36 protein-coding genes are annotated in these 22,240 nt (G+C 67.4%); 35 read left to right on the forward strand and 1 reads right to left on the reverse strand.

Features of this window, described 5'->3' with window-relative positions; all coding sequences use genetic code 11:
• The first annotated feature begins 11 nt into the window (after nt 1–11).
• From rpsJ to LRG07_RS11895, 34 genes are all read left to right on the forward strand, one after another.
• Nucleotides 12–341 carry a 30S ribosomal protein S10 gene (gene rpsJ / locus LRG07_RS11730; RefSeq protein WP_011813658.1) on the forward strand — a complete coding sequence of 110 codons (330 nt, stop codon included), beginning with the start codon at nt 12–14 and terminating at the stop codon, nt 339–341.
• A gap of 159 nt (nt 342–500) precedes the next feature.
• Nucleotides 501–1,151: a 50S ribosomal protein L3 gene (gene rplC, locus LRG07_RS11735; protein ID WP_201169236.1), complete on the forward strand. Its 651-nt coding sequence runs from the start codon at nt 501–503 to the stop codon at nt 1,149–1,151.
• An 18-nt stretch (nt 1,152–1,169) separates the two neighbouring features.
• On the forward strand, nt 1,170–1,787 hold the full coding sequence (rplD, locus tag LRG07_RS11740; protein ID WP_201241653.1) for a 50S ribosomal protein L4: 618 nt from the start codon (nt 1,170–1,172) through the stop codon (nt 1,785–1,787).
• A complete protein-coding gene (rplW, locus tag LRG07_RS11745) occupies nt 1,784–2,080 on the forward strand; it encodes a 50S ribosomal protein L23 (protein WP_011813655.1) in 297 nt (98 codons plus the stop codon). The genes rplD and rplW overlap by 4 nt, the downstream gene beginning before the upstream one ends.
• Before the next feature lie 12 nt (nt 2,081–2,092).
• The gene (rplB, locus tag LRG07_RS11750; RefSeq protein WP_201169233.1) at nt 2,093–2,917 is read left to right on the forward strand and encodes a 50S ribosomal protein L2; all 825 of its coding nucleotides are present in this window, start codon (nt 2,093–2,095) and stop codon (nt 2,915–2,917) included.
• A 13-nt stretch (nt 2,918–2,930) separates the two neighbouring features.
• Nucleotides 2,931–3,206, forward strand: a complete 276-nt coding sequence (rpsS, locus tag LRG07_RS11755) for a 30S ribosomal protein S19 (RefSeq protein ID WP_201169231.1) — start codon at nt 2,931–2,933, stop codon at nt 3,204–3,206.
• A 12-nt stretch (nt 3,207–3,218) separates the two neighbouring features.
• A complete protein-coding gene (rplV, locus tag LRG07_RS11760) occupies nt 3,219–3,551 on the forward strand; it encodes a 50S ribosomal protein L22 (RefSeq protein WP_201169229.1) in 333 nt (110 codons plus the stop codon).
• 25 nt (nt 3,552–3,576) lie between these two features.
• Entirely contained in the window at nt 3,577–4,263 is a 687-nt protein-coding gene (gene rpsC / locus LRG07_RS11765; protein WP_201169217.1) for a 30S ribosomal protein S3, read from the forward strand.
• Nucleotides 4,264–4,284: 21 nt separating this feature from the next.
• Nucleotides 4,285–4,698, forward strand: coding sequence for a 50S ribosomal protein L16 (rplP, locus tag LRG07_RS11770; protein ID WP_201169213.1), 414 nt, complete (start codon nt 4,285–4,287; stop codon nt 4,696–4,698).
• Nucleotides 4,698–4,901, forward strand: a complete 204-nt coding sequence (gene rpmC, locus LRG07_RS11775) for a 50S ribosomal protein L29 (RefSeq protein ID WP_011813649.1) — start codon at nt 4,698–4,700, stop codon at nt 4,899–4,901. Before rplP ends, rpmC begins: the two co-directional genes overlap by 1 nt.
• Complete coding sequence (gene rpsQ, locus LRG07_RS11780; protein ID WP_201169211.1) at nt 4,898–5,158, forward strand: 30S ribosomal protein S17; 261 nt, start codon at nt 4,898–4,900, stop codon at nt 5,156–5,158. The genes rpmC and rpsQ overlap by 4 nt, the downstream gene beginning before the upstream one ends.
• Nucleotides 5,159–5,213: 55 nt before the next feature.
• Nucleotides 5,214–5,582, forward strand: a complete 369-nt coding sequence (gene rplN, locus LRG07_RS11785) for a 50S ribosomal protein L14 (RefSeq protein ID WP_201169208.1) — start codon at nt 5,214–5,216, stop codon at nt 5,580–5,582.
• Nucleotides 5,583–5,593: 11 nt separating this feature from the next.
• A complete protein-coding gene (rplX, locus tag LRG07_RS11790) occupies nt 5,594–5,911 on the forward strand; it encodes a 50S ribosomal protein L24 (RefSeq protein WP_201169206.1) in 318 nt (105 codons plus the stop codon).
• A gap of 10 nt (nt 5,912–5,921) precedes the next feature.
• The gene (gene rplE / locus LRG07_RS11795) at nt 5,922–6,461 is read left to right on the forward strand and encodes a 50S ribosomal protein L5 (protein ID WP_201169204.1); all 540 of its coding nucleotides are present in this window, start codon (nt 5,922–5,924) and stop codon (nt 6,459–6,461) included.
• 20 nt (nt 6,462–6,481) lie between these two features.
• Nucleotides 6,482–6,787: a 30S ribosomal protein S14 gene (rpsN, locus tag LRG07_RS11800; protein ID WP_201169201.1), complete on the forward strand. Its 306-nt coding sequence runs from the start codon at nt 6,482–6,484 to the stop codon at nt 6,785–6,787.
• Nucleotides 6,788–6,798: 11 nt separating this feature from the next.
• Nucleotides 6,799–7,194, forward strand: coding sequence for a 30S ribosomal protein S8 (gene rpsH, locus LRG07_RS11805; RefSeq protein ID WP_011813643.1), 396 nt, complete (start codon nt 6,799–6,801; stop codon nt 7,192–7,194).
• Nucleotides 7,195–7,209: 15 nt separating this feature from the next.
• Nucleotides 7,210–7,743: a 50S ribosomal protein L6 gene (gene rplF, locus LRG07_RS11810; RefSeq protein ID WP_201169199.1), complete on the forward strand. Its 534-nt coding sequence runs from the start codon at nt 7,210–7,212 to the stop codon at nt 7,741–7,743.
• A gap of 15 nt (nt 7,744–7,758) precedes the next feature.
• Nucleotides 7,759–8,112: a 50S ribosomal protein L18 gene (rplR, locus tag LRG07_RS11815; protein WP_201169196.1), complete on the forward strand. Its 354-nt coding sequence runs from the start codon at nt 7,759–7,761 to the stop codon at nt 8,110–8,112.
• 18 nt (nt 8,113–8,130) lie between these two features.
• Nucleotides 8,131–8,634 (forward strand): 30S ribosomal protein S5, encoded by a 504-nt coding sequence (gene rpsE / locus LRG07_RS11820; protein ID WP_011813640.1) that lies wholly within the window; start codon nt 8,131–8,133, stop codon nt 8,632–8,634.
• A 2-nt stretch (nt 8,635–8,636) separates the two neighbouring features.
• Nucleotides 8,637–8,825, forward strand: coding sequence for a 50S ribosomal protein L30 (gene rpmD, locus LRG07_RS11825; RefSeq protein ID WP_011813639.1), 189 nt, complete (start codon nt 8,637–8,639; stop codon nt 8,823–8,825).
• Nucleotides 8,826–9,266, forward strand: coding sequence for a 50S ribosomal protein L15 (rplO, locus tag LRG07_RS11830; protein WP_201169193.1), 441 nt, complete (start codon nt 8,826–8,828; stop codon nt 9,264–9,266).
• Nucleotides 9,267–9,306: 40 nt separating this feature from the next.
• On the forward strand, nt 9,307–10,611 hold the full coding sequence (gene secY / locus LRG07_RS11835; protein ID WP_201169190.1) for a preprotein translocase subunit SecY: 1,305 nt from the start codon (nt 9,307–9,309) through the stop codon (nt 10,609–10,611).
• A gap of 107 nt (nt 10,612–10,718) precedes the next feature.
• Complete coding sequence (gene rpmJ / locus LRG07_RS11840; RefSeq protein WP_201169187.1) at nt 10,719–10,832, forward strand: 50S ribosomal protein L36; 114 nt, start codon at nt 10,719–10,721, stop codon at nt 10,830–10,832.
• A 70-nt stretch (nt 10,833–10,902) separates the two neighbouring features.
• Nucleotides 10,903–11,262 carry a 30S ribosomal protein S13 gene (rpsM, locus tag LRG07_RS11845; protein WP_201169184.1) on the forward strand — a complete coding sequence of 120 codons (360 nt, stop codon included), beginning with the start codon at nt 10,903–10,905 and terminating at the stop codon, nt 11,260–11,262.
• A 71-nt stretch (nt 11,263–11,333) separates the two neighbouring features.
• Nucleotides 11,334–11,729: a 30S ribosomal protein S11 gene (gene rpsK / locus LRG07_RS11850; RefSeq protein ID WP_201169181.1), complete on the forward strand. Its 396-nt coding sequence runs from the start codon at nt 11,334–11,336 to the stop codon at nt 11,727–11,729.
• Between the two features lie 16 nt (nt 11,730–11,745).
• Nucleotides 11,746–12,369: a 30S ribosomal protein S4 gene (gene rpsD / locus LRG07_RS11855; protein WP_201169178.1), complete on the forward strand. Its 624-nt coding sequence runs from the start codon at nt 11,746–11,748 to the stop codon at nt 12,367–12,369.
• 25 nt (nt 12,370–12,394) lie between these two features.
• Nucleotides 12,395–13,393: a DNA-directed RNA polymerase subunit alpha gene (gene rpoA / locus LRG07_RS11860; RefSeq protein WP_201169176.1), complete on the forward strand. Its 999-nt coding sequence runs from the start codon at nt 12,395–12,397 to the stop codon at nt 13,391–13,393.
• Between the two features lie 20 nt (nt 13,394–13,413).
• Nucleotides 13,414–13,830, forward strand: a complete 417-nt coding sequence (gene rplQ / locus LRG07_RS11865; RefSeq protein WP_201169174.1) for a 50S ribosomal protein L17 — start codon at nt 13,414–13,416, stop codon at nt 13,828–13,830.
• Between the two features lie 4 nt (nt 13,831–13,834).
• On the forward strand, nt 13,835–14,608 hold the full coding sequence (locus LRG07_RS11870) for an S-adenosyl-l-methionine hydroxide adenosyltransferase family protein (protein ID WP_207190297.1): 774 nt from the start codon (nt 13,835–13,837) through the stop codon (nt 14,606–14,608).
• Nucleotides 14,609–14,686: 78 nt separating this feature from the next.
• Entirely contained in the window at nt 14,687–15,667 is a 981-nt protein-coding gene (locus tag LRG07_RS11875; protein WP_238633993.1) for a malate dehydrogenase, read from the forward strand.
• A 35-nt stretch (nt 15,668–15,702) separates the two neighbouring features.
• On the forward strand, nt 15,703–16,872 hold the full coding sequence (locus tag LRG07_RS11880) for an isocitrate/isopropylmalate dehydrogenase family protein (protein WP_238633992.1): 1,170 nt from the start codon (nt 15,703–15,705) through the stop codon (nt 16,870–16,872).
• Between the two features lie 15 nt (nt 16,873–16,887).
• Complete coding sequence (locus LRG07_RS11885) at nt 16,888–18,318, forward strand: MBL fold metallo-hydrolase RNA specificity domain-containing protein (protein ID WP_238637013.1); 1,431 nt, start codon at nt 16,888–16,890, stop codon at nt 18,316–18,318.
• Nucleotides 18,319–18,394: 76 nt separating this feature from the next.
• The gene (locus tag LRG07_RS11890) at nt 18,395–19,663 is read left to right on the forward strand and encodes an aspartate aminotransferase family protein (RefSeq protein ID WP_238635718.1); all 1,269 of its coding nucleotides are present in this window, start codon (nt 18,395–18,397) and stop codon (nt 19,661–19,663) included.
• A gap of 50 nt (nt 19,664–19,713) precedes the next feature.
• Nucleotides 19,714–20,388 (forward strand): class I SAM-dependent methyltransferase, encoded by a 675-nt coding sequence (locus LRG07_RS11895; RefSeq protein WP_201169159.1) that lies wholly within the window; start codon nt 19,714–19,716, stop codon nt 20,386–20,388.
• A gap of 88 nt (nt 20,389–20,476) precedes the next feature.
• Here the strand turns inward: LRG07_RS11895 and LRG07_RS11900 are convergent, their stop codons facing one another.
• Nucleotides 20,477–21,460: a Fic family protein gene (locus tag LRG07_RS11900; RefSeq protein WP_238635720.1), complete on the reverse strand. Its 984-nt coding sequence runs from the start codon at nt 21,458–21,460 to the stop codon at nt 20,477–20,479.
• Between the two features lie 267 nt (nt 21,461–21,727).
• Between LRG07_RS11900 and LRG07_RS11905 the strand changes: the two genes are divergently transcribed.
• Complete coding sequence (locus LRG07_RS11905; RefSeq protein WP_238642465.1) at nt 21,728–21,967, forward strand: hypothetical protein; 240 nt, start codon at nt 21,728–21,730, stop codon at nt 21,965–21,967.
• Nucleotides 21,968–22,240 lie beyond the last annotated feature (273 nt).

Raw genomic sequence — 22,240 nt, forward strand, 5'->3', positions numbered from 1 at the left:
GTAAAGTAGCCATGGCGACCGCAGCGGCAACACAGAACCAGCGTATCCGGATCCGGCTGAAGGCGTTCGATCACCGTCTGATCGATCAGTCCGCCCGGGAAATCGTGGATACCGCGAAGCGGACCGGGGCCCACGTCTGTGGCCCCATCCCGCTTCCGGTCAAGAAGGAGCGGTTTACCGTGCTGACCTCGCCGCACGTCAATAAGGACGCGCGGGACCAGTACGAGATCCGCACCCACAAGCGGCTGATGGACATCATCGACCCGACGGACAAGACGGTCGACGCGCTGATGAAGCTCGACCTGGCCGCCGGTGTCGACGTTCAGATCAAGCTCTACTGACACGTCGAGCCGCCGTATCGACAACGACCGGCGGTGACCGGCGCTCCGGCCGGCAAGCGGCGGGCCGCCCCGCAGGGGCTGCGCGCCGTGCGCCCGCCGGAGTCTATTCGTTCCCGGTGAGCTAGATCCGGGCAGAGAGATTTTGAGGAGACGCGGACGATGGCAATTGGAATCGTCGGTCGCAAGCGCGGCATGACGCGTGTTTTTACCGAAGAAGGGGGCTCGATCCCGGTGACCGTCGTCGAGGCGGACCCGAATCGCGTCACCCAGGTGAAGACCGAGGAGAGTGACGGCTACCGCGCCGTGCAGGTGACCGCCGGCCGGCGCAAGCCGCAGCGCGTGCGCAAGCCCGAGGCGGGGCATTTCGCCCGCGCCGGGGTCGAGGCCGGCCGCGGCGTGTGGGAGTTCCGGCTGGACAAGGGCCAGCGCGCCACGGACGAGGAGCTGCCGGAGGCCGGTGCCTCCATCGAAGTGGGCAGCTTCGAGGCCGGCCAGAAGGTCGACGTCACTGGCACCAGCAAGGGCCGGGGCTTCGCGGGTACGGTGCGTCGACATAACTTCCGGGCCCAGCGCAACACCCACGGCAACTCGAAGTCGCACCGGGTCCCGGGCTCCATCGGCCAGTGCCAGAGCCCCGGGCGCGTGTTCAAGGGCAAGAAGATGGCCGGGCAGATGGGCAATCGGCGCGCCACCGTCCAGAACCTGGAGGTCGTGCGCGTGGATAGCGAGCGCAACCTGCTGCTCATCCGGGGTGCTGTCCCCGGGGCCGTCGGCAGCGACCTGATCGTCCGTCCGGCGAGCAAGGCGTAAGAGGTGACAGGGGGAGCCATGGAGCTCAAGCTCAGTAACGAAAAGGGCGAAGCGGCAGGCCAGCTCGAGGTCTCGGATCAGACCTTCGACGCGCCGTTCCGCGAATCGCTCGTCCACCAGGTGGTTACCGCCCACCTCGCCGGGGCGCGTGCCGGGACCAAGGCACAGAAGACGCGCAGCGAGGTCGCCGGCGGTGGCAAGAAGCCCTGGCGTCAGAAAGGCACGGGCAACGCGCGTGCCGGCACCATCCGCAGCCCGCTGTGGCGCGGCGGCGGCCAGACCTTCGCGGCTAAACCGCGGGACTTCTCGCAGAAGGTCAACCGCAAGATGTACCGCGGCGCCATGCGCTCGATCCTGTCCGAGCTGGCCCGCCAGGACCGCCTGGTGGTCGTCCAGCAGCTGACGGTCGACGCGCCCAAGACCCAGGCGCTCAAGGCGCGCCTGGACGGGCTCGGCGTGAGCGAGGGGTTGATCGTGGTCGACGAGATCGACACCAACCTCGAACTTGCCGCCCGTAACCTGCCGCGCCTGGGCGTGGTTGACGCCGCCGGCGTCGATCCGGCGAGCTTGGTCGGCGCCGAGCGGGTGGTGATCACCGAGTCCGCCATCCGCCGTGTCGAGGAGTGGCTGTCATGAACCAGGAAAGACTCTATACCGTGCTTCGTGGCCCGCACATCTCCGAGAAGAGCACGGTCATCGCCGACGGCGCCGGCCAGGTGGTCTTCCAGGTGGCGCCCGACGCCAACAAGAAGGAAATCAAGGCCGCCGTCGAAAAGCTGTTCGATGTGCAAGTCACCGGCGTGCGCACGGTCAACGCCAAGGGCAAGCGCAAGCGCTTCGGCATGATCCGTGGCCGCCGCCGGGATTGGAAGAAGGCATACGTCACCCTCGCCGAGGGACAGGACATCGACTTCCTCGGTGGGGAGTAAGGAGAGCCAGTCATGGCACTAGTCAAGAGCAAGCCGACGTCTCCGGGCCGGCGCTTCGTCGTCAAGACGAAAGACGCCCGGCTGCACCAGGGTGGGCCTTATGAGCCCCTGGTGGTGCAAAAGACCAAGTCCGGCGGGCGCAACAGCGACGGCCGCATCACCACGCGCCATCGTGGCGGTGGTCACAAGCAGCGCTACCGCCTGATTGACTTCAAGCGGAACAAAACCGGGGTGCCGGGCAAGGTCGAACGACTCGAGTACGACCCGAATCGTTCCGCGAATATCGCTCTGGTCCTTTATCAAGACGGCGAGAGAAGGTATATTATCGCGCCTCGTGGCGTTGAACCTGGCTCGCCGATCCAGAGCGGGCGCGACGCCGCCATCAAGCCGGGCAACGCCCTGCCGCTGCGCAACATCCCGGTCGGTACGCAGGTGCACTGCGTCGAGCTCAAGCCCGGTAAGGGGGCGCAGCTCGCCCGCTCAGCCGGTGCCAGCGTGCAGATCGTCGCCCGCGAAAGCGGTATGGCGACCCTGCGCCTTCGCTCAGGCGAGATGCGCCGCGTTCCCGCCGACTGCATGGCGACGGTGGGCGAGGTTGGCAACGCCGAGCACAGCCTGCGCAACCTCGGCAAGGCGGGCGCCAAGCGCCACCTGGGCGTGCGTCCGACCGTCCGTGGTGTCGCCATGAACCCGGTTGATCACCCGCACGGCGGCGGCGAGGGCCGCACCGCAGGCGGGCGTCACCCGGTCTCGCCGTGGGGTATGCCCACCAAGGGGCATAAGACCCGCAAGAACAAGCGCACCGATAAGTACATCGTGCGCCGACGGAAGCGTTGAGGGGTAAAGAATCGTGCCACGCTCGACCAAGAAAGGGCCGTTCATCGACCACCACCTGCTGAAGAAGGTGGAAGAGGCGAATGCCAACAACAGCAAGCGGCCGATCAAGACCTGGTCGCGTCGCTCGGTGGTGATGCCGGATATGGTCGGGCTCACCATCGCCATCCACAACGGGCGCCAGCATGTTCCCGTGCTGATCAACGAGAACATGGTTGGCCACAAGCTGGGCGAGTTTGCGGCGACGCGTACCTTCCGCGGCCACGCCGCGGACAAGAAGTCGAAGCGATAACGGGAGCGCGCCATGGAGACCCAAGCAAAACTGCGTTTCTCGCGTGTCTCGCCGCAAAAGGCCCGGCTTGTTGCCGATCAGATTCGCGGGCTGCCGGTGGACGACGCGCTGCGGACCCTCGAGTACAGCCCGCGCAAGGCCGCGGAGATCGTGCGTAAGGTGCTCGAGTCGGCGGTTGCGAACGCAGAGCACAATGATGGTGCCGACATCGACGAGCTGCGCGTAGCGCGGATCATGGTCGATGAGGGCCCGACGATGAAGCGAATTCAGCCGCGCGCCAAAGGGCGTGCCAACCGAATCCTCAAGCGGACCAGCCACATTACCGTGGCGGTCGCCGAGGACTGAAGCGGATCAAGCGAGAGAGGCCGGCATGGGAAACAAGACCCATCCCACGGGGTTTAGGCTGGGCGTCACCGAAGACTGGCGTTCCATGTGGTACGCCGATAGCGCGAACTTCGGCAAGTACCTCAACACCGACCTGGAGGTGCGGGAGTTCATTCGTGAGCGCCTGAAGAACGCCTCCGTGAGTCGCATCCAGATCGAGCGCCCGGCGAAGAACGCCCTGGTTACGATCCATACCGCCCGCCCGGGCATCGTGATCGGCAAGAAGGGTGAGGACATCGATCGGCTTCGCGGTGAGGTGGCGGCCCGGATGGGCGTGCCGGTGCACATCAATATCGAGGAGATCCGCAAGCCGGAGGCCGACGCCAACCTGGTGGCCGAGGGCATCGCCGGGCAGCTGGAGCGCCGCGTCATGTTCCGGCGGGCCCTCAAGCGGGCTGTCGGCAACGCCCAGCGCGTCGGCGCCCAGGGGATCAAGGTGCAGGTTTCGGGGCGGCTGAACGGCTCCGAGATCGCCCGGACCGAGTGGTATCGCGAGGGCCGCGTGCCGCTGCACACCCTCCGTGCGGACATCGACTACGGCTTTGCCGAGGCGATGACCACGTACGGCGTCATCGGTGTGAAGGTCTGGATCTTCAAGGGCGAGATCATCGACACCGACAACGAAGGGGCCCCTGCCGAGCGCGTCAAGCGCGCCGCGGCTGCCCAGGGCTGAGCGGACGGGAGCGCGTAAGCGATGTTACAGCCGAAACGGACCAAGTACCGCAAGAAGCAAAAGGGCCGCTGCTCGGGCCTCGCGACCCGCGGTGATCGCGTGAGCTTCGGCGAGTTCGGCCTCAAGGCAACCACTCGCGGACCCATCACCTCGCGGCAGATCGAGGCCGCGCGGCGTGCGATCAACCGCTACATCCGCCGCGGCGGCAAGATCTGGATCCGGGTCTTCCCGGATAAGCCGGTCACTGAAAAGCCGCTCGAGGTCCGGATGGGCAAGGGCAAGGGCAACGTGGATCACTGGTGCGAGCCGATCGCGCCCGGTCGCGTCCTCTATGAGATCGAGGGCGTGTCCGAGGAAGTCGCCCGCGAGGCCTTCCGGCGCGCGGCGGCGAAGCTGCCGGTGAAGACCACCTTCGTGAACCGGACGGTGATGTGATGAAGGCGAGCGAGCTGCGCGAAAAGAAAACCGAGGAACTCGAGAACGAGCTGCTCGAGCGCCGCAAGGAACAGTTCAATCTGCGGATGCAGAAGGCCAGCGGTCAGCTGGCCCGGACCGATCAGCTCGGCAAGGTGCGCCGCGACGTCGCGCGCATCAAGACCGTGCTCAACGAGCGTAAGCGTGCGGAGCGGCAGGCATGAGTGAAGAGAAAAACACCCGCACCGTGAACGGGCGCGTGGTCAGCAACAAGATGGACAAGACCCTCACCGTGCTGGTCGAGCGCCGCGTGAAGCACCCGCTGTACGGCAAGTTCATCCGGCGGTCGACCAAGCTCCACGCCCACGATGAGCAAAACGAGGGGCGCGAAGGCGACTGGGTCTCCATCCAGGAGTGCCGTCCGCTGTCGAAGAACAAGACCTGGCGGCTGGTGAAGGTGCTGGAGCGGGCCGCGAGCTAAGCGCGCGGAAGTGCCCCGCAAGGGGGCGAGCAAGAACAAGAGCGGGTGAAGCGTCATGATCCAGATGGAAAGCCTCCTCAAAGCGGCGGACAACAGCGGCGCCCGGCAGGTGCAGTGCATCAAGGTGCTGGGCGGCTCCAAGCGCCGCTATGCGGGGATTGGTGATATCGTCAAGGTCAGCGTCAAGGACGCGATCCCGCGGGGGCGCGTCAAAAAGGGCGAGGTCTACAACGCTGTAGTCGTCCGCAGCAAGCGAGGCGTGCGCCGGGCCGACGGGTCGAAGATCCGTTTTGACGGCAACGCGGCGGTGCTGCTGAACAACAATCTGCAGCCGATCGGCACGCGTGTCTTTGGCCCGGTGACCCGTGAGCTGCGCAACGAGCGCTTCATGCGGATCATTTCCCTGGCGCCCGAAGTACTGTAGGCGAGGTCATCATGCGCAAGATTCGTACGGGCGACGAGGTCATCGTCATCGCCGGAAAAGACAAGGGGCGTCGTGGCCGGGTGTCCCGGGTGATCCCCGACAAGGACCGCGTTGTCGTCGAGAACGTCAACATGGTCAAGCGGCACACGCGCGGGAACCCGATGCAGGGCACCACCGGCGGGATTATCGAGAAAGAGGCACCGATCCACATCTCGAATGTGGCGATCTACAACCCCGAGACGGAGCAGGCCGATCGCGTCGGCGTCCGCTGGGAGGGGGATCGCAAGGTGCGTTATTTCAAGTCCAACCAGCAGCTGATTGACGCCTGAGGGGGCTGGAATGGCGACGTTGCGAAAGCTTTATCAGGAAGAGGTCACTCCGGCCCTGCAGGAGCGATTCGGGTACCAGAACGTGATGCAGGTGCCCCAGCTGCAGAAGATCGTGATCAACATGGGGCTGGGTGAGGCCACCAAGGACAAGAAGATCCTGGAGGCCGCGCAGGAGGACCTGGCCAAGATCAGCGGGCAGAAGCCGATCGTCACGCGGGCGCGCAAGTCCGTGGCGGGCTTCAAGATCCGTGAGGGCTGGCCGATCGGCTGCAAGGTCACGCTGCGCCGCGAGCGGATGTACGAGTTCCTCGAGCGCTTCATCCACGTGGCGGCCCCGCGGGTCCGCGACTTCCGTGGGTTCTCGCCGCGGTCGTTTGACGGGCGCGGTAACTACAACCTCGGTATCCGGGAGCAGCTGATCTTCCCGGAGATCGACTACGACGAAATCGATCGGGTGCGCGGCATGGACATCACGGTGTCCACCACCGCTCGCACCGACGCGGAAGGGAAGGCCCTGCTCGAAGGGTTCGGCTTCCCCTTCCGGACCTAACGTCCAGAGGAGCAGCGCAGATGGCCAAGAACTCCATGGTTGAGCGCGACCGAAAGCGCCGCAAGCTGGCACAGAAGTACGCTGCCAAGCGTGAGCGGCTCAAGGCGATTATCGACAGCCCTGAGTCGAGCGTCGAGGAGCGCTTCGAAGCGCAGCTCAAGCTACAGCAGATCCCGCGCAACGCCAGCCCCGTGCGCCAGCGTAACCGCTGCGCCAAGTCGGGCCGGCCGCGGGGGTATTACCGCAAGTTCGGGCTGGCCCGCAATGAGCTGCGTCGGGCGGCCATGAACGGCGAGATCCCGGGCCTGACCCTCTCGAGCTGGTAAGGGGATAGACGATGAGCATGACCGATCCCATTGCCGACATGCTGACCCGGGTACGGAACGCGCACCACGCCGAGAAGGCGGACGTGCGTATGCCGTCCTCGAAGCTCAAGCGGGCGATTGCCGCCGTCCTCCAAGAGGAGGGCTACATCGAGGGTTACCGCGAGGTCGGGGAAGAGAAAAAGCCGGTCCTGGAGGTCACGCTCCGGTACCACGAGGGTCAGCCGGCAATCCGCGAAATCCAGCGTTACAGCCGGCCGGGTCTGCGGGTCTACCGCGGTCGTGACGAGCTGCCGCGCGTGCGCAATGGGCTGGGCACCGCCATTATCTCCACGTCCAAGGGCGTGATGAGCGATGGTCAGGCCCGCGCGCAGGGGCACGGCGGCGAGGTACTCTGCTGGGTCTTCTAGACAGGACGGGCAATCATGTCGAGAGTCGCAAAGGCACCCGTGGAGGTCCCCTCCGGCGTGGAGGTGACGCTCCAGGGTAACGACATTCAGGTCAAGGGCCCCAAGGGCCAGATGGCGTGGCGCTGCCACCGCCTGGTTTCTCTGAATCAGGAGGACGGCACGCTCACCTTCGAGCCCCGGCAGCAGAGCACCCGCGCGGTGGCGCTGACCGGTACGACGCGGGCCCTGGTGAGCAACATGGTGATCGGCGTCAGCGAGGGATTCGAGCGTCGCCTCGAACTCAAGGGCGTCGGGTACCGGGCGCAGGTCCAGGGCAACACCCTGCACCTCACGCTCGGGTTCTCGCACCCGGTGTACCACGAGATCCCCGAGGGCGTAACGATCGAGTGCCCCTCGCAGACGGAGGTCGTGGTCAAGGGCGCCGACAAGCAGCAGGTTGGCCAAGTGGCCGCCCAGATCCGAGGCTATCGCCCGCCGGAGCCCTACAAGGGCAAGGGTGTACGCTACGCCGACGAGCGGGTGGTCCTCAAAGAAGCCAAGAAGAAGTAGGCGGTGGGGACGAAGATGGACAAGAACACAGCACGCATGCGGCGCGCGCGCAAGAGCCGCGGGCGCATCCGCGACGCCGGTGCCTACCGGCTCTCGGTCCACCGCACGCCGCGCCATATCTACGCACAGGTGCAGCAGCCGGACGGCGCGAAGACCCTGGCGGCTGCTTCCACGGTGGAGCCCTCCCTGCGTCAGCGCAGCGAGGGGACCGGCAACGTGAGCGCCGCCCAAGAGGTGGGCCGGCTGATCGCCGAGCGCGCCAAGGCGGCCGGCGTCGAGCAGGTGGCATTCGATCGTGCCGGCTACCAGTACCACGGCCGCGTGCAGGCGCTGGCCGAGGCCGCGCGTGAAGCCGGACTGAAGTTTTAGGCTAGGGGCTAAGAAGCTATGGCGAACGGTGAACAAACCGGCGCGGACGGGCTCCGCGAAAAGCTGATCACGATCAACCGCGTGGCGAAGGTGGTCCAGGGCGGCCGCCAGTTCGGCTTCACGGCGCTGACCGTGGTCGGTGACGGCGAGGGGCGAGTCGGGTTCGGTTACGGCAAGGCCCGCGAGGTCCCCGCAGCGATCCAGAAGGCAATGGAGCGGGCGCGCGGCGGGATGCGCACCGTGCCGCTGGATGGCCCGACCCTGCGCTACCCGGTGACGCACTTCCACGGGTCGAGCAAGGTCTTCATGAAGCCGGCCTCGCCGGGTACCGGCATTATCGCCGGCGGCGCCATGCGCGCGGTCTTCGAGGTGCTCGGCGTGCAGGACGTGCTGGCCAAGTCGGTCGGCTCGCGCAACCCGATCAACGTGGTGCGCGCCACGGTCGACGGGCTGGCCTCGATGGACTCCCCCGAGGCAGTCGCTGCCCGGCGGGGCAAGAGTGTCGAAGAGATTACGGGCTGATCATGGCTAACCAGAAGAAGCTCCAGGTAACGCTGCGGCGCAGCGTCCACGGCCGGCTGCAGAAGCACCGCCAGTGCGTGCGCGGCCTCGGCCTGCGCCGGATGCACCAGACCGTCCTGGTCGACGACACCCCGGAGAATCGCGGAATGATCCGGAAGGTGTCCTATATGCTGGAAGTTCAGGAGGCGTAAATGCGGCTCAATCAACTGTCGCCGAGCCCGGGCAGCCGGCCGGAGGCCAAGCGCGCCGGACGCGGTGCGGGCAGCGGCCTGGGCAAGACGGCCGGTCGCGGTCACAAGGGTCAGCACAGCCGCAGTGGCGGCTTCCACAAGGTCGGCTTCGAAGGCGGCCAGATGCCGCTGCAGCGCCGGGTGCCGAAGTACGGCTTCTCCTCGCAGAAAAGCCTGCGTACCGCGGAGGTTCGCCTCCACGAGATCGCCCGCGTCGACGGTGATACGGTGGACCTTTCGGCGCTGCACAAGGCCGGCGTCGTGCGCAAGAACATGCGCTACGTCAAGGTTATCGCCTCGGGCACCATCGACCGCGCAGTGACCGTGCGTGGCGTCAAGGTGACCCAGGGCGCCCGCAAGGCGATCGAGGCGGCCGGCGGCCAAGTCGTCGAGGAGGGTTAAGTTGGGACGTCCAGGTGGTGCCGCAGGGGCCCTCGGTGGGATGGGACGTCTCACCGAGGTTCGTCAGCGTCTGCTTTTCGTACTGCTCGCGCTGATCATCTACCGCATCGGTACCCACATCACGATCCCGGGTATCGATCCGGCGGCGCTCGAGCAGATGGTCGAGCAGCAGCGCGGCACCATCCTGGAGATGTTCAACATGTTCGCCGGCGGGGCGTTGGAGCGACTCTCCATCTTCGCCCTCGGCGTCATGCCCTATATCTCGGCGGCGATCATCATGCAGCTGCTCACGGCGGTGGTGCCGTCGCTCGAGCGGCTGAAGAAGGAGGGGGAGGCCGGCCGGCGCAAGATCACGCAGTACACGCGCTACGGCACGCTCGGGCTGGCCACCTTCCAGGGCATCGGCATCAGTATCGCGCTGCAGGGGCAGGGTGTGGCCGCCATGCCCGGGCCGGCGTTTGTATTTATCTCCACGGTGACCCTGGCCACCGGCGTGATCTTCTTGATGTGGCTTGGTGAGCAGATCACCGAGCGGGGCATCGGCAACGGTATCTCGATCATCATCTTCGCCGGCATCGTCGCCGGCCTGCCCGGCGCGCTGGGTGGCACGCTCGAACTGCAGCGTACCGGCGAGCTGGGTACCGCGACGATCCTGCTGCTGCTGATCATGGCCGCGGCGGTGACCGCGTTCATTGTCTTCATCGAGCGGGGGCAGCGGCGGATCACCGTGCAGTACGCCAAGCGCCAGCAAGGGCGCAAGATGTACGCCGCGCAGCAGAGCCACCTGCCGCTGAAGCTGAACATGGCGGGCGTGATCCCGCCGATCTTCGCCTCGAGCATCATTCTCTTCCCGGCCACGGTCGGGCAGTGGTTCGGCGATGCCGAGGGGCTGGGCTTTATCGGAGACATCGCCGCGACGCTCTCGCCGGGGCAGCCGATCTATGTGGCGCTTTACGCCGCGGCGATCATCTTCTTCTGCTTCTTCTACACGGCGCTGGTGTTCAACTCGCGGGACACCGCCGACAACCTGAAGAAGTCGGGGGCGTTCATCCCCGGGATCCGTCCCGGCGAGCAGACCTCCCGGTACATCGATCAGGTGCAGAGCCGGCTCACTTTCGTCGGTGCGCTCTACATCACCGCCGTCTGCCTGATGCCGGAGTTCCTGATCCTGTACTGGAACGTGCCGTTCTACTTCGGCGGCACCTCGCTGCTGATCAGCGTCATCGTGGTCATGGACTTCATGGCGCAGCTGCAGTCGCACCTGGTCTCGCACCAGTACGAGCCGCTGATGAAGAAGGCCAACCTCAAGGGGCACACCCGGCCTGGCGGCGGGATGCTGCGCTGAATCGATAAAACTGGCTGCGGGGTGGCATCCGGGCGCGCGGACTGGTATCCTTTCGCGCCTTTGGGTCGCCCGTGAGCGGCCGCGCTCGGAGTATTGGAGAGACGACCATGAAAGTCAGGGCATCGGTCAAGCGGATTTGCCGCAACTGCAAGATCGTGAAGCGGCGCGGGACCGTGCGGGTCATCTGCACGGAGGCGCGGCACAAGCAACGCCAGGGCTGAATCCGGACCGGCGAGCACCGGCGGATCGACCCGGCACCCAACAAGCGCGAATCACGGGAGAGTTGGCCCCATGGCCCGAATCGCAGGAATCAACATACCGACACACAAGCACGCGTGGGTCGCGCTGACCTCGATCTACGGGATCGGCCGCACGCGTGCCCTGAGCATCTGTGAAGCGGCCGGCGTGCCGCATGACCGGCGCGTCCGCGATCTCAATGACGCCGAGGTCGAGGCGCTGCGGCAGGAAGTCGGCAACTACGTTATCGAGGGCGATCTGCGCCGCTCGGTGGCGATGGACATCAAGCGCCTGATGGACCTCGGCTGCTACCGGGGCATGCGGCACCGCCGCGGCCTGCCGGTGCGTGGGCAGCAGACGCAGACCAACGCGCGTACGCGCAAGGGTCCGCGTCGGGGCCCCGCCAGCCGCTGATCGGGTAGGCAACATTCAACGCGTGGGCCGGATCGGCACCGCGTTCGGAGCGAACACGGGAACAGAGACCTATGGCGAAGGCATCCAGCCGCGGTGGCGGCAAGAAGAAAGTCAAGCGCACAGTCAGTGATGGTGTCGCGCACATCAACGCGACCTTCAACAACACGCTGATCACCATCACCGACCGGCAGGGCAACGCGTTGTCCTGGGCGAGCGCCGGCGGCAGCGGCTTCAAGGGGTCGCGCAAGAGCACGCCCTTCGCTGCCCAGGTGGCGTCGGAGACCGCCGCGCGTGCCGCGCAGGATTACGGTCTCAAGAACCTGGAGGTTCGCGTCAAGGGGCCTGGCCCCGGGCGCGAGTCCGCCGTGCGTGCGCTCAACGCGGTCGGGTACCGGATCACCAACATTTCCGACGTCTCGCCCATCCCGCACAACGGTTGCCGGCCGCCCAAGAAGCGGCGGGTCTGAGGAGGAAGCGCTCGCCATGGCGAAGTATATTGGTCCCAAGTGCAAACTGGCGCGCCGCGAGAAAACCGACCTGTTCCTGAAGAGCGGCGTCCGGTCGATCGACACCAAGTGCAAGCTCGAGCAGCCCCCGGGGCAGCACGGGCAGCGCCGCGGCGGCCGCATGTCCGACTACGGCCTTCAGCTGCGTGAGAAGCAGAAGGTCCGTCGCATGTACGGCATCATGGAGCGGCAGTTCCGCAACTACTACAAGGAAGCCGCCCGCCGTAAGGACGCCACCGGCACCGCCCTGCTGCAGCTGCTCGAGAGCCGCCTGGACAACGTCTGCTACCGGATGGGTTTTGGCAGCACCCGCGCGGAGGCGCGGCAGCTGGTCAATCACCGCGGCATCCTGGTCAACGGCCGGGTGGTTAACATCCCGTCGTACCAGGTCAAGCCGGGCGACACCGTCTCCGTCAAGGAGAAGGCCAAGAGCCAGCTGCGCATTCAGGCCGCCCTCGAGCTGGCGCAGCAGAACGGCTGGGCGCCCTGGGTCGACGTCGACGCCACCAAGATGGAAGGCGTCTTCAAGCAGGCCCCGGACCGCGCCGATCTGTCGCAAGAAATCAACGAATCGCTGATCGTCGAGCTGTACTCGAAGTAACAGCCGCAACTGCAAGGTGTCGTCCATGAAGGGGTACCTGAAGGACTTTCTTAAGCCGCGCTCGGTCGAGATCGAGCCGCTCTCGGACAACCGTGCCAAGGTCGTCCTGGAGCCGCTGGAGCGGGGCTTTGGCCATACGCTGGGCAACGCCCTGCGGCGGCTGCTGCTCTCGTCGATGCCCGGGACCGCGGTCACCGAGGTGGAGATCGAGGGCGTCCAGCACGAGTACACGGCGGTCGAGGGCATCCACGAAGACACCGTGGATATCCTGCTCAACCTCAAGGATCTCGCCGTGCGGCTCAACGAGCGCGACTCGGTGACGCTCAGCGTCGAGAAGCAGGGGCCAGGCGCCGTGACGGCGGCGGACATCGCCACCGACCACGACGTGGAGATCAAGAACCCGGATCTTCACATCGCTACGATCACGCACGAGCAGCCGTTCAAGGCGTCGCTGAAGATCGAGCGGGGGCGTGGCTACCTGCCGGTCACCGCGCGCGAAGAAGAGGACACCCGCACCATCGGCCACCTGGCCCTGGATGCGAGCTTCAGCCCGGTGCGCCGCGTCTCGTACGCGGTCGAGAGTGCGCGTGTCGAGCAGCGTACCGACCTCGACAAGCTGGTCCTCGATGTCGAGACCAACGGCGTGGTCACGCCCGAGGAGGCGGTCAAGTTCGCCGCCAGCCTGCTGCGTGATCAGCTTTCGGTCTTCATCGACCTCGAAGGCGGGCTGCTGGAGGCCGGCGAAGAGCAGGAGGAGCCGGAGATCGATCCCGTCCTGCTGCGCCCGATCGACGACCTGGAGCTCACCGTCCGCTCGGCCAACTGCCTCAAGGCGGAGAGCATCCACTACGTCGGCGACCTGGTCCAGCGCACCGAGGTTGAGCTGCTCAAGACGCCGAACCTCGGCAAGAAGTCGCTCAACGAGATCAAGGACACCTTGGCCGAGCACGGGCTGTCGCTGGGCATGCAACTCGATAACTGGCCGCCGCCGTCCCTCGGGGACCGCGCCCGTATCGCCGGCTAAACTGTCAAAGGATCAACGTCATGCGCCATCGTAAAGCCGGACGTCACCTCAACCGTGACAACTCGCACCGCAAGGCGATGTTCAAGAACCTCGCCGCCGCGCTCTTCCGCGAGGAAGAGATCCGCACCACCGTGCCCAAGGCGAAGGAGCTGCGGCGTGTCGCCGAGCCGCTGATCACCCTGGCCAAGGAAGACACCACGGCGAACCGCCGTCTGGCCTTTGCACGGCTGCGCGACAAGGAGATGGTCACCAAGCTCTTCGAGGAGCTGGGGCCGCACTTCAAGGAGCGCCCGGGCGGCTACATGCGCATCCTGCGCTGTGGCTTCCGCAAGGGCGACGGCGCGCCGATGGCCCTCGTCCAACTCGTCGACCGGGAAGAGGCGATCGCCGCCCGGCGTGAGTCGGAAGAGGACGCCGAGGAAACGGCCGAGGCGTAACGCCTTGCGCACCGGGGTGAACCAGCGTGCTCGCCCCGGTGCCGTCTTCCTGTTCACGGATTACACCCACCTCGGGCCCTATGTGGGCCACCTCCATGCACGGCTGCGCCAGGCCTTCGACTCGGCCCCCGAGGTTGTTGACCTGATGCACGACGCTCCGGCTTTCCGCCCGGACTGTGCCGCCTACCTGCTTGCCGCCAACCTCAAGTACCTGCCACCGGACGCGGTGGTGCTAGCCGTGGTCGACCCCGGTGTCGGCACGGAGCGCGGCGGGCTGGCCCTGCGCGCCGACGGACGCTGGCTGATCGGTCCGGACAACGGGCTGTTCGCTGTCGCGGCGCGCGACTTCGCGGATGTCCAAGCGTACTGCCTGCCGCCGCCACCGCCGGGCACCCCGGCGACGTTCCACGGCCGCGACGTTTTCGCCGATGCCGCCGCCGAGGTGGCGGTTACGGACCGGCCGCCGCGTGGGTCGGAGGCGGTGGAGACCTGGGTCGGCCACAGGTGGCCGCGGGACTGGGACGCCCTGATCTACACCGACGGCTTCGGTAATCTGATCAGTGGCCGGCGTGGCGAGACCGCGCCGGACCAGGCGGAGCTCGTTGTCGGCGGCGAGCGCCTGGCGCGGGCGGCGAAGTTCGCTGACGTCCCCGCAGGCACGGCCTTCTGGTACGTCAACGCGCTGGGCCTGGTCGAAGTGGCGGTGAACAGCGGCTCCGCGGCGCAGCGCCTGGCCCAGGGGCCCGGGGCGGTGCTGGACTGGCGGGCGCGCGGCTAGCCTCTGCTACAATCGGCCCCCCGGCCCGGGTCGGCAGGCAGGGCCCGGCGGGCATTACAACGGATCGAGGAGAGAGCCATGAAGACACCCGTGCGAGTCGCGGTGACCGGGGCGGCCGGCCAGATCGGCTACAGCCTGCTCTTTCGCATCGCCGCCGGCGAGATGCTCGGCAAGGATCAGCCGGTGATCCTCCAGCTGCTTGAGATCCCGCAGGCCCAAGAGGCGCTGCAGGGCACCGTGATGGAGCTCGAGGACTGCGCCTTCCCGCTGGTCGCCGGCATCGTCGCCACCGACAGCGCCGAGGAGGCCTTTCGCGAGGCCGACTACGTCCTGCTCGTCGGCGCCAAGCCCCGCGGCCCCGGCATGGAGCGCAAGGATCTGCTCGAGGCCAACGCGGCGATCTTCTCGGCCCAGGGCCAGGCGCTGAACGCCGTGGCCAAGCGCGACGTGAAGGTCCTCGCGGTGGGCAACCCGGCCAACACCAACGCGCTGATCACCCAGCGCAACGCGCCGGATCTTGACCCGCGCAACTTCACGGCCATGACCCGCCTCGACCACAACCGCGCGCTGGCGCAGCTCGCCAACAAGGTTGGCTGCCATTCCACGGAGATCCACGGCCTGGCCGTGTGGGGCAACCACTCGGCGACGCAGTACCCGGATATCAGCCACTGCACCATCCAGGGGACTCCGGCCGGCGAGCAGGTTGATCACGCCTGGGTCAAGGACACCTTCATCCCCACCGTGCAGCAGCGCGGCGCGGCGATCATCAAGGCTCGCGGGGCCTCCAGCGCCGCCTCCGCTGCCAGTGCCGCCATCGACCACATGCGCGAGTGGGCGCTGGGCACGCCCGAGGGCGAGTGGACGAGCATGGCCGTGCCCTCCGATGGCAGTTACGGCATCGAGCCCGGGCTCATCTACTCCTTCCCGGTGACCTGTCGGAGCGGGGACTACGAGATCGTGCAGGGGCTGTCCGTGGACGAGTTCAGCCGCGCACGCATGGACGAGACCGCCGCCGAGCTCGCCGAGGAGCGCGACGCGGTGGCGCATCTGCTGCCCTGAGCGGAAGCGGACGGCAACGCCCGGGGAGGGCCGCCATGGAACGCAACCAGGAGACTTGGCAGGTCGCCGTGATGCCCGGCGACGGGATTGGCCCGGAGGTCATGGCCGCCACCCGCCACGCCCTGGAGGCCCTCCCCGGGCCCCGGTTGGCGCTGACCGAGCTGGGCTGGCCCGCCCACGCCTGGCACCGCGCTCACGGTGAGATGATGCCCGCCGACTGGCGCGAGCAACTGGTCGGCTACGACGCATTGCTCCTCGGCGCCCTCGGCGATCCGGGGCCGGCTGACGACCCCGGACGCTACCTCCTCCCCGACGGGGTCTCGCTGGCGCCGCTGCTGCAGCTGCGCAAGGGGCTCGATCTTTGGGCCTGTGAGCGCCCGGCGGTGCCCATGGCCGGCGCCCCCATGCCCCTGTCCGACCCGCGCGCCCTGCACACCGATCTGCTCGTCATCCGCGAGAACAGCGAAGGCGAATACGTCGACCAGGGCGGCCGGCTGGCCGCCGGCACCCCCCGCGAGACCGCCACCCAGCTCGAGGTCTTCACCCGCGCCGGTACCGAGCGCATCATCCGCCACGCCTTCGAGCGGGCCACCCGGCGGGCCGAGGAGCGCCGTCAGGGGCTGCGCGCGCCGCGCTATGCGGCCGGTGACGGCGGTGCGGACGCCGCCGTTTGCGTGGTCACCAAACGCAACGCCGTCCAATACGCCGGCGAGCTCTGGAGCGAGGTCTTCGCCGAGGTCGCCGCCGACTACCCGGGGATCGCCACCCACCACGAGCTCATCGACGCCTGCTGCATGAAGTTCGTCAGTCAGCCGTGGCAGTTCGACGTGGTCGTGGCCAGCAACCTCCACGGCGACATCCTCACCGACCTAGCCGCAGTGCTCGCCGGCGGCATGGGCGTTGCCCCCTCGGCCAACCTCAACCCCGCCGACCGCAGCGTGCCGCCGCTCTTCGAGCCCACCCACGGCAGCGCCCCGGACATCGCCGGTGGCGACCGCGCCCACCCGGCGGCCATGCTGCTGACCGCCGCCGCTATGCTGGAATGGATGGGTGAGGTCGATCCGCAGGCTGCCCGTGCCGCCGTGCAGCTCCACCGCGCCGTGGCCGACGACATCGCCGAGCACGGCATGAGCGGGCGCGGCTGCGCCGACGTCGGCCGCGCCGTGGCGCAACGCATCCGGACGGCCGGAGCGCCGTCCGCGTAGACGGAGGCTGAGTCCATGCGACTGCACTTCCACGGGGCCACCCGCGAGGTGACCGGTTCCTGCATGCTGCTCGAGGTCGGTGACCACCGCGTGCTCATCGACTGCGGCCTGATCCAGGGCGGGGGCAAGCAGGAGGCACGCAACCGAGCGCCGTTCCCCTTCGATCCGGGCAGCCTCGACGCCGTGATCCTCACCCACGCCCATCTGGATCACAGCGGTCGCCTGCCGCTGCTACGAGCCGCCGGCTACCAGGGGCCAATCCACACCCACAGCGCCGGGGCCGCGCTGGTGGACATCCTCCTGCGCGACGCCGCCTTCCTCGCCGAGCGCGACGCCGCCATCGAGAACAAGAAACGCCGCCGCCGCCACGACGAGCCGGTGGAGCCCACCTACACCGTGGCGGATGCCGAGCAGGCCATCGACGCCCTGGTCGGCCACGCCTACGACGAACCGTGGCAGCCGGTGCCCGGCGTCACCGTGCGCCTGCGCGATGCCGGGCACATCCTCGGCTCGGCCATCGTCGAGATGTGGCTCGAGGCCGGCGGCGAGCGCCGCAAGGTGGTCTTCTCCGGCGACCTCGGCCATGCCGGCGCGCCGATCCTCCGCGACCCGGCACAGGTCGGCGACGCCGACCTGCTGGTCATGGAGAGCACCTACGGCGACCGCGACCACCGCTCCTGGGAGGAGACCTGGGCCGAACTCGGCGAGATCATCCGCAATGCCCGCGCCTCCCGCGGCAACATCCTGGTGCCGGCGTTTGCCGTCGGGCGCACCCAGGAGCTGCTCTACATCCTCGCCCGGCACTACGAGGAGTGGGAACTGGGCGACTGGAGCGTCTTCCTCGATAGCCCCATGGCCATCGAGGCCACCAAGGTCTACGCCCGCTTCCCGGAGCTCTACGACGCCGAGACCGCCGCCTTCTACGCCGAGCCGGAGAACCACCGCTTCCAGTTGCCCAACCTGCGCCTGACCCCGCAGGCCGAAGACTCCATGGCCATCAACCGGGTCCAGTCCGGGGCGCTGATCATCGCCGGCTCAGGGATGTGCAACGGCGGGCGCATCCGCCACCACTTCAAGCACAACCTGTGGCGGCGCAACTGCAACGTGATCATGGTCGGCTTCCAGGCCCAGGGCACGCCCGGGCGCGCGCTGGTCGACGGCGCCAGGGAGTTGACCTTGTGGGGCGAACCGGTGCGCGTCGGCGCCACCGTGCACACCGTCGGCGGGCTTTCCGCCCACGCCGGGCGCTCGGAGCTGATCGCCTGGGCCGAGCACTTCGCCAATGGGCCGCGGGTGGCCCTGGTTCACGGCGAGTCCGGCGCCATGGACAGCCTCGCCGAGGCCCTGCGCAGCCGCGACTTTGGCGTCGAGACTCCCGAAGAGGGCGCGCATATCGACCTGCTTCAGCTGCCGGGGCGCAGCGCGGAACCGCCCGCGGCGTACTAATTTGGTCCACAGGGGGCCGTCGCTGCGGCGGCCCTGCAGTCAACGGCCGGGAACGGCCGAGCGGAGGACACGCACCATGAGCGACGCGCACAAGACCGGAGCTATCTCCCCGCTGCTCAAGCAGTCCAGCGAGGTTGTCGCCGAACGCGGCGAGGGTGCCTACATCATCGGCACCGACGGGCGCCGCTACCTCGATTTCACCTCGGGCATCGGCGTCACCGCCACCGGACACTGCCACCCCAAGGTGGTCGAAGCGGCCCAGCGCCAGGCCGCCACCCTGGTCCACGGCCAGTACGCCATCGTCCGCCACCCGCCTATGGTCCGTCTTGCCGAGCGCCTGGGCGAGATCATGCCCGGCGCGATCGACCGTATCTTCTTCTCCAATGCTGGCACCGAGGCGTGCGAGACCGCCCTGCGCCTGGCCCGCCAGGCCACCGGCCGGCCCAACATCATCGTCTTCCAGGGCGGCTTCCATGGACGTACCATGGGCTCGCTTTCGATGACCTCCTCGAGCGTGGGCCTGCGCGCCGGCGTGCAGCCGATGATGGGCGGCACCGTGTTCGCGCCGTTCCCGAATGCCCGGCGCTACGGCTGGGACGACGAGGAGACCGCCGAGTTCTGCCTGCGTGAGCTCGACCACATCCTGGCCACGCAGTCGAGCCCGGCGGAGTCGGCGGCCTTCTTCGTCGAGCCCATCCAGGGCGAGGCCGGCTACATCCCGGCCGGGCGGACCTTCATGCAGGGGCTGCGTGAGCGGGCCGATCGCCACGGTATGCTGCTCATCGCCGATGAGGTGCAGAGCGGCTACGGGCGCAGCGGGGCCTTCTGGGCCCACAGCCACTTCGACGTGGAGCCCGACGTGGTGGTCACGGCCAAGGGGCTGGCCAGTGGATTCCCGCTCTCGGCCGTGGCCGCGCCGGAAGCGATCATGGAGCGCGGCTGGCCGGCCTCCCAGGGCGGCACCTACGGCGGCAACGCGGTCGCCTGCGCCGCCGCGCTGGCGACGCTGGAGGTCATCGAGGAAGAGGGCTTGGTGGAGAACGCCCGCGAGCAGGGTGCGCATCTGCGCCGCCGGCTCGACGCCCTGTGTGCCGAGGAGCCGGCCATCGCCCACGTCCAGGGCATGGGCCTGATGCACGGCACCGAGCTGGTGGACGAGCAGGGGCGCCCGGATGGTGATCGCGCCGCGCGGGTACTCAAGGCCATGGAAGAGCGTGACGTGCTGATGATCCGCTGCGGGCCGCAGGGGCAGATCGTGCGCTGGCTGCCGCCGCTGATCGTCACCCGCGAGGAGGTCGACCGGGCGGTGGACACCTTTGCGGAGGCGCTGCGCGCCACGGCCTGAGCCGGTGCGATGGCGATACCCGAACCGATTTCCTGGAGGTGAGCGGAGTCATGGATCTCTCTTCGATCCGCAACGCGTACCGGCGCTACGCGCGGTACTACGACGGCTTTTTCGGGCGCATCTTCGCGCCGGGGCGCAAGTTCACGATGCAGTATCTCAACGCCGAGCCGGACCGGCGCATCCTCGAGGTGGGGGTCGGGACGGGGATCTCGCTGCCGGAGTACCGGCGGGATGTCTCCATCGTCGGCGTCGATGTCAGCCCGGATATGCTCGATATCGCCCATCGCCGGGTGGCAGAGCAGGGGCTGGAGCACGTGGAGTCGCTCCACGAGATGGATGCCGAGGCGCTGGATTTCCCGGACGATTCGTTCGATGTGGTGGTGGCGATGTACGTCGCCTCGGTAGTGCCGAACCCGGATCGATTGGTGGATGAGTGCCGTCGGGTCTGCCGGCCCGGGGGCGAGATCTTCATCATCAATCACTTCGCCTCGCAGCATCCGGTGGTTCGTGGGTTCGAGAAGACGATTCGGCCGTTGTCGAAGCTGCTCGGGTTCCGCACGGACATGGAGCTGGATGATCTGCCGCAGCGCCCGGGCTTTGAGTGCCTCGGGGTGCATCCGGCGTACTTCTTCGGGTACTGGAAGCTGGTCCATTACCGCAATGGTTCGTCGGCGGAGTCGGCGCCGGTGGAGGAGCCGGAGGAGGAGCTGGCGACCGCCAGTTGAGCTACGGCCGCTACCCGGTCAGGAGGTCCCGGTCGGGAGGCCGGTCCGCGGTGGCGGCCGAAGATCGCGCCCCGCCTTTCGGCGGGGTTTAGGACGCCGTGAACAGGTCGCGATAGATCCGTTCCACGGCGGCGGCCTCGTCATCGGTTAGTTGCGCGAACTCCCTGGTGCGGGCTCGTTTGGAGAGCTGTCCCTCGTTCTGCTGAAGAAAGCGGAAAAGCAGATCCAGCGTCGTATCCGGCATGTCCACGATCTGTTCTGCGCGACGGCAGAAGGAATCGTACCGGCGCAGGAAACGCGCCTCTTCCGGCAGGTCGCGCTCGATGGTGCGATGCACGCAGCGGTAGAGAAACTCTGCGTGAGGGGTTGCATCGAAGAAGCGGTAAAAGTCCGCGGTATCGTTGAGCACCTCGACGTTGCCACCGTCCGTCGGCCGCCAGTCAACCACCGGGAGCAGGCGCCGAGAGTAATCTTCCAGGACGTGCCGGTAACGGTCGATCTCTTCGAGCATGACGGCCGAAACAGGAAACACCACCCCCGGCGGATTGAAACCGCGCTCGGCGAGCATATGGTGGATCAGGTAGCGATGGATCCGCCCATTGCCGTCCTCAAACGGATGCGCGTAGATAAAGCCGAAGGCGAGCACGGCCGCAGCAATCACCGGGTCAAGCGCGCTGGCCGCTTCTTGATCGAATGCGATCATGCCGGAGACCAGATCGGGCAAGTCCTCCGGCCGCGCGCTGATGTGCTCGGGCAGCGGGCGTAAGCCGGGATGCTCTCGAGTGCCGACGAAACCGCCCTCAGTGCGTAGACCGAGTTTCACGAACCGGGCATCGCCGATGACAAGGGACTGGAGGCGAAGCAGCTCCTCGATATCGATCGGGTGTCGCCCGGCCTCCCCGATGGCCCGGCCCCAGCGCTGGATACGATCCTGCGGCGGTTTCTCGCCTTCGATGGCGTAGCTCGAGCGCGAGTCCTTCAGGAGCAGGAAGGCCGCCGTGCGCGAGAGGATATGCTGGGGCACCTCATCCAGTACCTTGCGAGCCCGCAGGGCCAGGTCGCGATCGACCATCTCGCGGAGTGTATCCGTGTGGAAAACGAGAGGGCAGAACGACGGGGTCCCCGGGAGATTGTTGCGCACACGATGACGCTTCGACACCTTACCCGCGCCCGCCCACTGCAGGTTGGGATCCACTGCGGGGACGTAGTTCCCGCGCGTGGCATCGTTCAGCGGCAATCGGCTCCCGAGCAGCCACTCGTAAAGGAACCAGACCCTTCGTGCATATGACCCCGTTGGCTTGGAGCGGACCCATCCCGCGATTGGCTCCGGACCGACCGTTTGGAAGAGTCGCTTCAGCACAGCGAGATCGAGACCTTCGTGCTTGAGCGCGAAGGTCAGGTGGCTTTCAAGGGTCGCGGGCGGGCGGTGGCGCGGTGTCAGCAGTTCCCAGCCGCCCTCGCTGTAGACCCTGTGGCGCTCGGCGGCAGCTCGAAGCTTCCGCGGCCACGGGACCTGCAGGTCGTATGCATCGATCAGCGCGGCATAGCCTACTGGCGTAGCACGCTCAGGAAGCCGTAGCCCACGAAAGATGGTTACAGCCCCTGAAAAGCGTTGTTCTGAGCGTTTTTCCATGAAGAACGATTATGAGATCGGTCCACTCCGTGGGCAAGCGCGATACGCCGGAGTGTCCTCTGTGGGGTGGCAAAACTTGGGTGGTTATTCCCCGGTCAGGAGGCCGGTCCGTGGTGGCGGCCGGAGCTCGCGCCCCGCCGGTCGGCGGGGTCCCCTGCGCGCCTCGATCCGGCGAGGCCGCTCGCAATGCGCGGCTGCGCCGCGCTGACGCTCGCTGAG

This window comes from Halorhodospira sp. 9622 (genome assembly GCF_022228025.1).
Classification (GTDB): Bacteria; Pseudomonadota; Gammaproteobacteria; order Nitrococcales; family Halorhodospiraceae; genus Halorhodospira; species Halorhodospira halophila_A.

Excerpts from the sequence above, each read along its gene's own strand:
- rpsJ (WP_011813658.1), top strand. The coding sequence starts at position 12 with ATGGCGACCGCAGCGGCAACACAGAACCAGCGTATCCGGATCCGGCTG.
- rplC (WP_201169236.1), top strand. The coding sequence starts at position 501 with ATGGCAATTGGAATCGTCGGTCGCAAGCGCGGCATGACGCGTGTTTTT.
- rplD (WP_201241653.1), top strand. The coding sequence starts at position 1,170 with ATGGAGCTCAAGCTCAGTAACGAAAAGGGCGAAGCGGCAGGCCAGCTC.
- rplW (WP_011813655.1), top strand. The coding sequence starts at position 1,784 with ATGAACCAGGAAAGACTCTATACCGTGCTTCGTGGCCCGCACATCTCC.
- rplB (WP_201169233.1), top strand. The coding sequence starts at position 2,093 with ATGGCACTAGTCAAGAGCAAGCCGACGTCTCCGGGCCGGCGCTTCGTC.
- rplV (WP_201169229.1), top strand. The coding sequence starts at position 3,219 with ATGGAGACCCAAGCAAAACTGCGTTTCTCGCGTGTCTCGCCGCAAAAG.
- rpsC (WP_201169217.1), top strand. The coding sequence starts at position 3,577 with ATGGGAAACAAGACCCATCCCACGGGGTTTAGGCTGGGCGTCACCGAA.
- rplP (WP_201169213.1), top strand. The coding sequence starts at position 4,285 with ATGTTACAGCCGAAACGGACCAAGTACCGCAAGAAGCAAAAGGGCCGC.
- rpmC (WP_011813649.1), top strand. The coding sequence starts at position 4,698 with ATGAAGGCGAGCGAGCTGCGCGAAAAGAAAACCGAGGAACTCGAGAAC.
- rpsQ (WP_201169211.1), top strand. The coding sequence starts at position 4,898 with ATGAGTGAAGAGAAAAACACCCGCACCGTGAACGGGCGCGTGGTCAGC.
- rplN (WP_201169208.1), top strand. The coding sequence starts at position 5,214 with ATGATCCAGATGGAAAGCCTCCTCAAAGCGGCGGACAACAGCGGCGCC.
- rplX (WP_201169206.1), top strand. The coding sequence starts at position 5,594 with ATGCGCAAGATTCGTACGGGCGACGAGGTCATCGTCATCGCCGGAAAA.
- rplE (WP_201169204.1), top strand. The coding sequence starts at position 5,922 with ATGGCGACGTTGCGAAAGCTTTATCAGGAAGAGGTCACTCCGGCCCTG.
- rpsN (WP_201169201.1), top strand. The coding sequence starts at position 6,482 with ATGGCCAAGAACTCCATGGTTGAGCGCGACCGAAAGCGCCGCAAGCTG.
- rpsH (WP_011813643.1), top strand. The coding sequence starts at position 6,799 with ATGAGCATGACCGATCCCATTGCCGACATGCTGACCCGGGTACGGAAC.
- rplF (WP_201169199.1), top strand. The coding sequence starts at position 7,210 with ATGTCGAGAGTCGCAAAGGCACCCGTGGAGGTCCCCTCCGGCGTGGAG.
- rplR (WP_201169196.1), top strand. The coding sequence starts at position 7,759 with ATGGACAAGAACACAGCACGCATGCGGCGCGCGCGCAAGAGCCGCGGG.
- rpsE (WP_011813640.1), top strand. The coding sequence starts at position 8,131 with ATGGCGAACGGTGAACAAACCGGCGCGGACGGGCTCCGCGAAAAGCTG.
- rpmD (WP_011813639.1), top strand. The coding sequence starts at position 8,637 with ATGGCTAACCAGAAGAAGCTCCAGGTAACGCTGCGGCGCAGCGTCCAC.
- rplO (WP_201169193.1), top strand. The coding sequence starts at position 8,826 with ATGCGGCTCAATCAACTGTCGCCGAGCCCGGGCAGCCGGCCGGAGGCC.
- secY (WP_201169190.1), top strand. The coding sequence starts at position 9,307 with ATGGGACGTCTCACCGAGGTTCGTCAGCGTCTGCTTTTCGTACTGCTC.
- rpmJ (WP_201169187.1), top strand. The coding sequence starts at position 10,719 with ATGAAAGTCAGGGCATCGGTCAAGCGGATTTGCCGCAACTGCAAGATC.
- rpsM (WP_201169184.1), top strand. The coding sequence starts at position 10,903 with ATGGCCCGAATCGCAGGAATCAACATACCGACACACAAGCACGCGTGG.
- rpsK (WP_201169181.1), top strand. The coding sequence starts at position 11,334 with ATGGCGAAGGCATCCAGCCGCGGTGGCGGCAAGAAGAAAGTCAAGCGC.
- rpsD (WP_201169178.1), top strand. The coding sequence starts at position 11,746 with ATGGCGAAGTATATTGGTCCCAAGTGCAAACTGGCGCGCCGCGAGAAA.
- rpoA (WP_201169176.1), top strand. The coding sequence starts at position 12,395 with ATGAAGGGGTACCTGAAGGACTTTCTTAAGCCGCGCTCGGTCGAGATC.
- rplQ (WP_201169174.1), top strand. The coding sequence starts at position 13,414 with ATGCGCCATCGTAAAGCCGGACGTCACCTCAACCGTGACAACTCGCAC.
- LRG07_RS11875 (WP_238633993.1), top strand. The coding sequence starts at position 14,687 with ATGAAGACACCCGTGCGAGTCGCGGTGACCGGGGCGGCCGGCCAGATC.
- LRG07_RS11880 (WP_238633992.1), top strand. The coding sequence starts at position 15,703 with ATGGAACGCAACCAGGAGACTTGGCAGGTCGCCGTGATGCCCGGCGAC.
- LRG07_RS11885 (WP_238637013.1), top strand. The coding sequence starts at position 16,888 with ATGCGACTGCACTTCCACGGGGCCACCCGCGAGGTGACCGGTTCCTGC.
- LRG07_RS11890 (WP_238635718.1), top strand. The coding sequence starts at position 18,395 with ATGAGCGACGCGCACAAGACCGGAGCTATCTCCCCGCTGCTCAAGCAG.
- LRG07_RS11895 (WP_201169159.1), top strand. The coding sequence starts at position 19,714 with ATGGATCTCTCTTCGATCCGCAACGCGTACCGGCGCTACGCGCGGTAC.
- LRG07_RS11900 (WP_238635720.1), bottom strand. The coding sequence starts at position 21,460 with ATGGTCGATCGCGACCTGGCCCTGCGGGCTCGCAAGGTACTGGATGAG.